An 11,371-nucleotide genomic window follows, 5' to 3' on the forward strand; every position below is an offset into this window, starting at 1 on the left:
TAAGGGGGAAATTTCGGTGCGGAATCAGATGAATCCAACAGTTGAAAGAATTCTAGGAAATATTGATAAGGTTATGACGGGTAAGCGTAATGTGGCGGAGCTAAGCTTGATTGCATTGCTTGCCGGCGGCCATGTGCTGCTTGAGGACGTGCCCGGGGTCGGTAAGACGATGATGGTTCGTGCACTGGCAAAGTCTGTCAGCGCCAAGTTCAGGAGAATCCAGTTTACACCAGACCTGTTGCCATCTGATGTGACCGGGGTTTCGATCTACAATCCAAAGGAGATGGAGTTTGAATTCAGGCCGGGTCCAATCATGGGCAATATCATTCTTGCAGATGAGATTAACAGAACCTCACCAAAGACCCAGTCTGCACTGCTCGAAGGAATGGAAGAGCATAGTGTGACGGTAGATGGTGTGACCCATTTGCTCGGTAAGCCGTTTTTCGTCATGGCGACACAGAACCCGATTGATTATGAAGGTACGTATCCGCTGCCGGAAGCACAGCTAGACCGTTTTCTGTTAAAAATGAAAATGGGATATCCTGCACCGGAAGAAGAAATGGAAGTTTTGAACCGGGCGCAGCGGAATCTTCCGATAGAAGACTTGCAGCCTGTTGTATCACTTGAAGATCTGCGCGATCTGCAGCAGAGTATCAAAGAAGTGGTAGTAGACGATACACTTAAGCGATATATTGTGGAACTGGCTAACCGGACCCGCGGACATTCAAGTGTATATCTAGGTGTCAGCCCTCGTGGATCGATCGCTTTGATGAAGGCTGCCCAGGCGTATGCGTTCATTTATGGAAGGGATTATGTCATCCCGGATGATATCCAGTACCTGGCTCCATTTGTTTTCGCCCACAGGATCATTTTAAAATCAGAGGCCAGGTTCGAGGGGATTACAACCGAGGATGTCGTCAACAGAGTGTTGGCGAGAGTGTCTGTGCCTGTCCAGAGGCTCGTGAAGTAATATGAAAAAGTATTTCCAAAAGTTCAAAGAAGTTTGGAAGCTCATCGTTTTACTGTTATTGATCTTGATCACCTTTTCCTATGCGATGTTCCAGGGAGGTTTTGTCAGCTGGTTCCTGTTTTATAGCTTTTTGCCATTCGCTCTCTATGCCCTGGGTCTCGGTTTTTATTCCATTAAGGATATCAAGGCGGAAAGGGTGTATACGAAGCACGAATATAACGCTGGTGAGAAGTTCAAGGCTAGCATTGTGCTTGAAAGGAAGGTGGCATTCCCGCTGTTTTATGCGATCGGGGAAGAAGAGGTCGGTGATACACTTTCCGGGAACAGGGATTTGCAAAAGGCGAAAACGATGTTGTTTCCGGGATTCAACCGGGTATTCGGTTTTGACTATTCCATTGAAAACCTTCCTCGAGGTGAGCATACATTAATGGGAATCAAGTTGAAAACGGGGGATCCACTCGGATTAATTGAAAAAGAGAAGGTCTTGCCAGTAGAAAATAAGATTCTCGTTTATCCTGCTTATCAGGATATGGTTTATAGGCCGGTTGCCCATCATTTTGACCAGGGTATGACCGCCTCGAAGGAGCGTGTCCAGCGTGATACGTCAATGGCGATTGGAGTTCGTGAGTACCAGCCGGGTGACCGCTTTTCGTGGATCAACTGGAAGGCGACTGCAAGGCGGAATGACATTATGACGAAGGAATTCGAACAGAGGCAGTCACATGATGTGGTCATTTTAATGGATTGTGCCCCTGAACCGCGTTTTGAAGTCGTCGTTTCGTTCACAGCTTCGGTTATCAGGGCAATTTTACGAAAAGGCGCACAGGTGGGCTTGTTGACATTAAGCGCTGAGCGCAAGGCGTTTCCGGCACGCGGCGGGGAAGCCCACCAGCAACAGCTTCTCCATCACCTAGCTAAAATTCAGGATGGGAGCCCCGTATCTTTTGACCGGGTCCTTGAGGCAGAGAGCTTTTTAGCGCAGCAGAACAATTCAATCATGCTGATTACTGCCCAACTGACGAAAGAGTTGATTGAAAAAGCTGCCTTCTATAATCAAAGAAACGCATCAGTGAGCATTTTCCTGATTAAAAATGGCCAAGAATCCCCGACAATAACGGAGAAGAATTTAAGAGCCTCGGCAAATGCCAGGGGAATCCGGCTTGTCATGGTACATGACGGCCAGTTCGCGGAAGCCTTCTCGGAGGTGAATAGAGGTTGAGGATCGATAAATCCAAAAAAGATGTCACTTTCTTTTTACTGTATATTTTCAGCTTTCTACTGCTATGGGAGTGGCTGCGGCCATTGGAGGAGTTGACAGATACTGGACACTTAGGTGTTTTTCTGGGTTTTGTGTTTGTCTCACTGATGATGTCCTACTTCAATATGCCAATTTTGCCGTCTGCTCTCATAAAGGTCATCATCATCCTTTATTCCATTCACTTTATGTATTATGAAGGAACATTTTTCAGCCTGGAATGGTTTGGGCAGCTCTTCAATGAGGTAATCGTGAATTCAGTGGTTATCATCAATGCAGAATGGACTGAAATTTCGAATGTGTTTCGGACATTGTTGTTCTTCACCTTGCTTTGGCTGATGGCATACTTGATACAATATTGGCTGATCAACAGGAAACAAATTTTCGTGTTTTTCTTCATGACGCTGGTTTATATAACGGTGCTGGATACATTCAGTCCTTATGAAGCGGATGCGGCGATTGTCAGGACAGTCATTGCGGGTTTTGCAGTGATGGGGATGCTGGCTTACTACCGAACCGCTGATAGGGAAGTCGTGAAAAAGAACCTGAAAAGTGCGAAAAAATGGATGATCCCTCTTGTCGCCATGATTGTCTTGAGTGTGGGGATTGGCTATGCAGCTCCAAAGGCTGATCCAATCTGGCCAGACCCTGTCCCGTTCATTACCTCGTACAATGAGGATTCAGGCGAAGGCAGTGGCGGTGTTAAAAAAGTCGGCTACGGAACGGATGATTCTGCTCTGGGAGGGCCGTTCATCGGAGACGACCGGGTCGTTTTTACTGCTGAAGCAGATGGACGTCATTACTGGCGAATTGAGACAAAGGATGTTTATACGGGGAAAGGATGGGTTGCAGACAAAGGCACAGCCGTGCCGGTAGAATTTTCACCTGAGCAAAACATCCCGATGCAGCCTTTTGAAGAGGAAGTTAAAACAGAACAGCGTACGAGCAGGGTCACCCCGAAGATCGGTTATCCGCACCTTGTTTATCCGCTCGGCGTGACAGAAGTGGAAGCATCTTCAGGGAACTCCACTCTCCAGTTCAGTCTTGATCCTACAACAGAGAAAATCACATCGATTGCCGACGGGCAAGCCGGTTCGATTGGGCCATACTCGCTTAACTTTAATCACCCGGTGTATAGTGTAGAGAAGCTTAAGGCAGCCGGGCCTGAAGAGCTGGCTACAGAGTTTGCCTTTCTCTCGAAATACACACAGGTACCAGAAGAGCTTCCAGAGCGGGTAGTTGAGCTTGCTGAGGAAATTACAAAAGACAAAGTGACCTGGCTTGAAAAAGCGCAGGCGATCGAGAAGTACTTCCGCTCAAACGAATTTGTATATGATCAAACGCTTGTTGCTGTCCCGGAAGAGGACCAGGATTATGTCGACCAATTCCTATTTGAAACTCAGCGCGGCTATTGCGACAACTTTTCAACATCCATGGTTGTCATGATGCGATCCGTTGGCATTCCGGCGCGCTGGGTAAAGGGCTACACTGAAGGCGAATATATCGATACACTTGAGAATGGGCGCCGTCTTTATGAGGTCACAAATAACAACGCTCACTCCTGGGTAGAGGGATATTTCCCTGGTGTCGGCTGGGTACCATTTGAGCCGACGCAAGGTTTTTCAAACAACGTTCAATTTGAGTATGACAATAAAGACGACTCGCAAACCCAGACGGGACAAGAGGAAGAGGAAGATACAACACCTACCGCTCCTGAAAAGCCGGAACTGCCAGAAGAGCAGGCACAGGTTGACAAGCCAAAGGTTTCTTTTTCCGAAGGCCTGAAAAGCGCAGGAGCATTCCTGAAGGATAACCTGCAGAAGATTTTCCTGACATTACTTGTACTGGCTGTGTTCACCGCGATCATGTATAGATTGAGAGGAAGGTGGCTTCCTGTCCTGTATATCCTTCTCTACAAGTACAAAAAGGAAAACAAGTACATGGAAAAAGCGTATATTGCCCTATTGCTGCAGCTGGAAAGATACGGGCTGAAGAGAGAGAAGGGACAAACATTGCGCGACTATGCCAATTATGTGGACTCATTCTTCTCGACAAACGAAATGCGCTGGCTCACAGAAAAATATGAAGAGTATCTTTACCGAGGCGATACCGATGAAGAAATGTGGCGGAATGCGAAAAAGTATTGGGAGTTCATGATTCGGAAAGTTAGTGCTTGACCGCTAAAATATTATACTGATACAATGTTTGCAACTATATAGAATCAACCTTCATATATCCTCGATAATATGGTTCGAAAGTATCTACCAAATCACCGGAAATGATTTGACTATGAAGGCAGGTTTCTTTTTGTTCGTAACGGGCTGGAATCCTGCTTTCCTTTTATTTGAGGCGGCAGGATTCTGGCCTTTTTTAATGGGGAAAAAACGCGGTAATATGCCATACTATCTACATAACCTTCTGTTTACGGAAGTTTGCGCGTTTCTAATTTATAATGAGGTGACTTTATGAAAACCGAGTTGCAAGACCAGGAAAAGATTATTGTATTAGACTTTGGCAGCCAGTATAACCAGCTGATCACAAGACGGATCAGGGAATTTGGCGTCTACAGCGAACTGCATCCACACACGATTACGGCAGCTGAAATCAAGGAAATGAATCCTAAGGGAATCATTTTCTCCGGAGGACCGAACTCTGTCTATGATGAGGGAGCCTTCCGCTGTGATGAAGAAATTTTCGAGCTGGGTTTGCCGATTTTAGGAATCTGCTACGGAATGCAGCTGATGACGATGCATTTCGGCGGCAAGGTCGAGAAGGCGAAGAACCGTGAATATGGCAAAGCTTTGCTGACTCTGCATAACCAGAACAGATTATTTGAGGGAACACCGGGAGAGCAGGTTGTCTGGATGAGCCACGGAGACCTTGTAACGATGTCACCCCCGGGATTCACAGTGGACGGCATAAACCCTTCTTGCCCAATCGCGGCAATGAGTGATGAACGCCGCAAACTATATGCTGTTCAATTCCATCCGGAAGTACGCCATTCGGTTTACGGAAATGACCTTTTGAAAAACTTCGTCTTCAAAGTTTGTGAATGCGAAGGCAACTGGTCGATGGAAAATTTCATTGAAATCGAGATGGAGAAGATTCGCCAGCAGGTGGGAGACAAAAAAGTACTTTGCGCGCTCAGTGGCGGTGTAGATTCTTCAGTTGTTGCGGTATTGATTCATAAAGCGATCGGTGACCAACTGACATGTATATTCGTCGACCACGGATTGTTGCGAAAAGACGAAGCCGAAGGTGTCATGAAAACTCTAGCTGATGGCTTCAATATGAATGTGATCAAAGTCGATGCGAAGGACCGTTTCCTCAGCAAGCTTGAGGGAGTATCCGATCCTGAGCAGAAGCGTAAAATCATTGGCAATGAGTTCATCTATGTGTTTGACGATGAAGCTGAAAAGCTGGAAGGCATTGAGTTCCTGGCACAGGGAACATTGTATACCGATATTATCGAGAGCGGTACGGCGACAGCACAGACAATCAAGTCCCACCATAATGTCGGCGGACTGCCTGAGGATATGCAGTTTAAATTGATCGAGCCATTGAATACATTATTCAAGGATGAAGTCCGGGCACTTGGCACTGAGCTTGGCATGCCTGATGAAGTCGTCTGGCGCCAGCCATTCCCGGGCCCTGGACTTGGCATCCGTGTCCTAGGTGCGATATCGGAAGAGAAACTTGAGATTGTTCGGGAATCAGACGCAATCCTCCGTGATGAAATAAAGAAAGCTGGTCTTGATCGTGAAATCTGGCAGTACTTCACAGTCCTTCCCGACATCCGCAGCGTCGGTGTCATGGGCGATGCAAGAACTTATGATTACACAATAGGAATCCGTGCGGTAACGTCAATTGATGGAATGACGTCGGACTGGGCAAGGATTCCGTGGGATGTACTCGAGATCATTTCCACCAGGATCGTCAATGAAGTAGACCACGTAAACCGTGTAGTCTATGACATCACGAGCAAGCCGCCTGCAACAATCGAATGGGAGTAAAATACGAACGATTTAAAAACGAACATTAAAAATGTTCGTTTTTTTTTATTGACTAGGGGTAAAAGTCCTGTTAGAATGATACTGAACTTAATAATTTGTCATAATTCGTCGTATAATCTTGGGGATATGGCCCAAAAGTTTCTACCGAGCTACCGTAAATGGCTTGACTACGAGGTGAAGAATTCATGGCTGGCAATCTATCAATCTATTGCCACCGGACTTTCTTATATGCCTTCAGTCAACGCCCGGTAACCCGAGGTGTTTTCTTTTTGGCCAGATTTCCTGAATACTATTCAGGGGGAAATGAAAAAATGAAGAAGTATTTTGAGTTTGAGAAGCTTGGCACGAACTATCGCCGCGAATTCATTGGAGGGATGACAACGTTTCTGGCAATGGCGTACATCCTTATTGTAAATCCAAATATACTCACATTGTCAGATGTACCGGACCTGCCGGAAGCTTTGAGGATGGATACAGGTGCTGTCTTTGTAGCGACAGCTCTAGCTGCAGCAGTTGGTTCCATCATCATGGGCCTGATTGGTAAGTATCCAATCGCCCTTGCTCCGGGAATGGGCTTGAACGCATTCTTCGCTTACACAGTTGTTCTGAGCCATGGAGCACCGTGGCAACATGCCCTTGCAGCGGTCTTCATCTCAAGTGTGTTCTTCCTGATCCTTACGATTTCTGGCTGGCGTGAAAAATTGATCAATGCCATCCCGGTTGAACTCAAGCATGCAGTCGGAGCGGGGATCGGTTTGTTCATCACGTTCATTGGATTGAAAAATGCAGGGATCATCGTCGATAATCCAGCAACACTTGTAGGGCTAGGAGATTTGACAAACAGCAATACATTGCTTGCGCTGTTTGGTTTATTGATTACAGTCATCATGCTCACAAGAGGCATTCATGGTGCTGTATTCTTCGGAATCATCATTACCGTAATTGTTGGAATGATCTTCAATCTTATTGAAACACCTGAAAGTGTGGTTGGAGCAGTGCCGAGTGTTGCGCCAACCTTCGGAGCGGTTTTCAGCGCTTTTGGTGATCCATCTTTCTATACAGCAACAATGCTCGGAATCATCCTGACATTCCTGTTCGTTGATTTCTTTGATAACGCAGGTACTCTTGTAGCCGTTGCCAACCAGGCAGGATTGATGAAAGACAACAAGCTGCCGCGCGCCGGCCGTGCGCTTTTCGCTGATTCAATTGCATCGCTTGTTGGTTCAATCTTCGGTACGTCAACAACTACTTCCTATATTGAATCATCTGCTGGAGTAGCATCAGGAGCAAGAAGTGGATTCGCTTCACTTGTAACGGCTGGGTTCTTCCTGCTAGCACTGTTCTTTTTCCCGCTGCTCTCAGTCGTTACCTCTGCTGTAACAGCGCCAGCATTGATTATCGTTGGAGTCCTGATGGTTTCTTCTCTTGGTAAGATTGAATGGGGCCGTTTTGAAATCGCCGTTCCATCATTCCTGACAATGATTGCAATGCCGCTTTCATCCAGCATCGCAACAGGGATTGCAGCAGGCTTCATCTTTTACCCAATCACGATGATTGTTAAAGGGAAGTCAAAAGAAGTACATCCGATTATGTATCTGTTCTTTGTGATTTTCTTGCTTTATTTCGTATTTTTAACAGAATAGAAGAAGGGTCCAGCCTGTGCGGCTGGATCTTTTTTTGCCAAAAATTGAGGTGGGTATAAATAACGCTTCGGATTGACTTATAAATCTCCCTTATATACGATATTTCTATAGAACAGGCTGAAACGGGGATACAGGATGGACCAAATTGCAGTGAAAAAAGGGTTGAACAATAATGTCATGATAGCGGACCACCCTGCATTCGGGGAAGTCATCCTGATCGGCAAAGGAATCGGCTTCAATCGGAAAAAGGGAGATTTGATCGAAGAGGGGCAGGCGGAGAAAATGTTTGTCCTCAAGGATGAAAGAGAGCGGGCAAATTACATTAAGTTATTGCCATTCGTCGAAAACGATCTTCACGAGGCCATCATTTCTTCTATTGAGCTGATCAAAAAGAGAGCAGCTAGCCAATTGAATGAACACATCCATGTCGCGTTGACGGATCATCTGATGTTTGCCGCAAACCGAATTGCCAATGGGCTGGATTTTAAAAATCCATTTTTAGTCGAAACGAAGACGCTGTACCCGACTGAATTCCAGATCGCCAAAGAGGTTGTGCAGCTTCTTAAGGATAAATCGGGGATTGAGTTTCCGGATGGTGAAATAGGCTTCATCGCCCTTCACATTCACAGCGCGGTAATGAATCGGAACCTTTCCGATGTGAACAGACACTCACAGCTTGTGACAAAATTGGTACAAATGATTGAAGAAAACCTGGAAGTCGAAATCGACAAAGAGGGGATTGACTACACCAGGCTCGTACGCCACATACGTTTCACAATCGAAAGAGTCAATAATGGTGAAACAGTTGAGGAACCAGAAAAATTTGCAACCCTCTTGAAAGAAGAATATCCAGTGTGCTACAATCTTTCGTGGAAACTCATTAAAGTGATGCAGCAAACCTTGAAAAAACAAGTATGCGATGCTGAAGCCGTCTATCTGACAATGCATTTGCAAAGGCTTCAGAAAAAAGTTAAATAGGTTATTATTTTTTACGTGTTACTGATTCGATCAGGCATGAGTAAAGAATGTAATTGAAATGGAGTTTTATGGGTAATATATCCGTATGCTTCTTTTGATACATCTTTCTCATGCCTTTTTTATTTGTTTTTTTGATGTTTGTAACCGCTTTAGGAGAAAAAATTTCAGGAGGTATTCCTATGTTTAAGAAAGCTTTTGGTGTTCTTCAAAAAGTAGGTAAAGCGCTGATGCTTCCGGTTGCCCTGCTTCCGGCTGCAGGTATCCTGCTGGCACTTGGTGCCGCGCTTAGAAACCCTGCGTTATTGGAGCTTGCTCCATTTTTAGATAACAGCGGCGTCAATATGGTGGCTGCTGTTATGCAAAATGCCGGGGACGTTGTCTTCGGAAATCTGCCGCTCTTGTTCGCGGTCGGTGTAGCTGTTGGTTTGGCTGGCGGTGAAGGAGTTGCTGGTTTGGCAGCGATTATCGGGTACCTGATCATGAATGTAACGATGGGTACTGTTCTTCAAATCACTCCAGAGGATGTTAACGGTCTTAACTACCAGAACATACTTGGAATTCCAACCCTGCAAACGGGTGTATTCGGCGGTATCATCGTAGGTATCATTGCCGCAGCTCTTTACAACAAGTTCTATGAAATCGAATTGCCATCTTATCTTGGCTTCTTTGCAGGTAAGCGTTTCGTTCCTATCGTTACCGCAGGAACTGCCATCTTGCTTGGTTTAGCCATGCTGGTCATCTGGCCGCCAATTCAAAATGGGCTTAACGCATTCTCGCAAAACATGGTTCATGCAAACTTGACACTATCCGCATTCGTATTTGGTGTGGTAGAACGTTCTTTGATTCCATTTGGACTTCACCATATCTTCTACTCACCATTCTGGTTTGAGTTTGGTTCTTATACGACAGAAGCAGGAAATGTGGTCCGTGGTGACCAGCGTATCTTCATGGCGGAAATCGCGGATAACGTACAAAACCTGACTGCAGGTACATTCATGACTGGTAAATTCCCATTCATGATGTTCGGTCTTCCAGCTGCAGCATTGGCAATTTATCATGAAGCACGTCCTGAAAGAAAAGTAGTAGTCGGCGGTTTGATGGTATCTGCAGCATTGACTTCATTCTTAACAGGGATCACAGAACCACTTGAGTTCTCATTCTTGTTCGTAGCACCAGTACTATTTGGAGTACACGCAATCTTTGCAGGTCTATCTTTCATGACTATGCACCTTTTAGATGTAAAAATCGGTATGACATTCTCCGGTGGTTTAATTGACTACATCCTGTTCGGTCTGATCAATCCACAGACAAATGCATGGATTGTCATTCCGGTTGGTTTAGTTTTCGCAGTAATTTACTACTTTGGTTTCCGATTTGCAATCCGCAAGTTTAACCTGATGACTCCTGGCCGCGAAGCAGTGGAAGAGGATGAAGAAGAAGGCGGAGCAAAAGGACAAGCTGGAGACCTTCCATATGAAGTTCTTGACGCAATGGGCGGCAAAGAAAACATCGCCCACCTTGATGCATGTATCACACGACTTCGTGTATCTGTAAATGACATTAATAACGTCGATAAAAATCGCCTGAAAAAGCTGGGTGCTGCTGGAGTGCTTGAAGTCGGCAACAACATCCAGGCAATCTTCGGGCCGCGTTCAGAGACAATTAAAGGTCAGATGAGAGATATCATGAACGGTAAAAGGCCTCGTCCGGTGGAAACGAACCAGGCAACAGAGGTTGAACAGCAAATTGAAGAAGTAAATCCAGAAGCATTGCAGACGCACCATGATGCAGATGCTAATGCAGATGTATTCGTTTCTCCTATTAAAGGTGAAATCCTGCCAATCACAGAAGTGCCTGACCAAGTCTTCTCAGGCAAGATGATGGGCGACGGTTTTGCTATCGTACCTTCTGAAGGTACAGTTGTATCACCGGTAGACGGAAAGATCGTTAACCTGTTCCCGACAAAGCATGCGATTGGAATTCTGTCTGACTCTGGAAGGGAAATCCTCATTCATGTGGGTATTGACACAGTTAATTTGAAGGGGCAAGGATTCGAAACGCTTGTTTCTGAAAATGATACAGTGACAAAAGGACAGCCGCTATTGAAGGTGGACCTTGATTACATCAAGAAGAATGCAACATCAATTATCACTCCGATCGTTTTCACTAACCTTTCTGAAGGGGAAAGCATTGTTATTAATAAGAAGGGCAATGTAGATGTGAAAGACGAGAATATCATTACGATTTCTAAATAAGAACTAATTACAGCCGGTCTCCTGTATGGAGGCTGGCTGTTTTATTATATAGAAGAAAAAGAACAGCGAAATTTTTTCCCAACTTTTTCAAGGTTTAAACATGTTGACTCTGGGCATCTCCGGTGATAGTATATAGAAACAGTCGCGAACAGGTTAACAACATTTTGATAATGAAAAAATAAATCAAAAAAAGCTGTTGACATTCAACGCTGTGATGTGATAAATTATTAAAGTCGCTTCTGAGCGGCGCGCATAAC

At 45.3% G+C, this 11,371-nt stretch carries 7 protein-coding genes and 2 riboswitches; all 7 genes read left to right on the forward strand.

Translation table 11 applies throughout. The annotated features are described in order from the left end of the window. Nucleotides 1-28 precede the first annotated feature (28 nt). Nucleotides 29-970: an AAA family ATPase gene (locus tag TY49_RS20740; RefSeq protein WP_041967814.1), complete on the forward strand. Its 942-nt coding sequence runs from the start codon at nt 29-31 to the stop codon at nt 968-970. Nucleotide 971: 1 nt separating this feature from the next. After that, nucleotides 972-2,189 carry a DUF58 domain-containing protein gene (locus tag TY49_RS20745; protein WP_041967808.1) on the forward strand — a complete coding sequence of 406 codons (1,218 nt, stop codon included), beginning with the start codon at nt 972-974 and terminating at the stop codon, nt 2,187-2,189. Then, nucleotides 2,186-4,402, forward strand: coding sequence for a transglutaminase TgpA family protein (locus tag TY49_RS20750; protein ID WP_041967809.1), 2,217 nt, complete (start codon nt 2,186-2,188; stop codon nt 4,400-4,402). Before TY49_RS20745 ends, TY49_RS20750 begins: the two co-directional genes overlap by 4 nt. Nucleotides 4,403-4,433: 31 nt before the next feature. After that, nucleotides 4,434-4,535: riboswitch (purine riboswitch) on the forward strand. Between the two features lie 155 nt (nt 4,536-4,690). Beyond that, nucleotides 4,691-6,238, forward strand: coding sequence for a glutamine-hydrolyzing GMP synthase (guaA, locus tag TY49_RS20760; RefSeq protein WP_041967811.1), 1,548 nt, complete (start codon nt 4,691-4,693; stop codon nt 6,236-6,238). An 88-nt stretch (nt 6,239-6,326) separates the two neighbouring features. Continuing rightward, nucleotides 6,327-6,428, forward strand: a riboswitch (purine riboswitch). A 121-nt stretch (nt 6,429-6,549) separates the two neighbouring features. Then, nucleotides 6,550-7,881, forward strand: a complete 1,332-nt coding sequence (locus tag TY49_RS20765) for an NCS2 family permease (protein ID WP_041967815.1) — start codon at nt 6,550-6,552, stop codon at nt 7,879-7,881. 135 nt (nt 7,882-8,016) lie between these two features. Beyond that, on the forward strand, nt 8,017-8,859 hold the full coding sequence (gene glcT, locus TY49_RS20770; protein ID WP_041967812.1) for a glucose PTS transporter transcription antiterminator GlcT: 843 nt from the start codon (nt 8,017-8,019) through the stop codon (nt 8,857-8,859). 179 nt (nt 8,860-9,038) lie between these two features. Next, nucleotides 9,039-11,114 (forward strand): glucose-specific PTS transporter subunit IIBC, encoded by a 2,076-nt coding sequence (gene ptsG, locus TY49_RS20775; protein WP_041967813.1) that lies wholly within the window; start codon nt 9,039-9,041, stop codon nt 11,112-11,114. Nucleotides 11,115-11,371: the final 257 nt, after the last annotated feature.

The sequence above is a fragment of the Mesobacillus selenatarsenatis SF-1 genome, from assembly GCF_000813125.1.
Lineage (GTDB): Bacteria > Bacillota > Bacilli > Bacillales > Cytobacillaceae > Mesobacillus > Mesobacillus selenatarsenatis.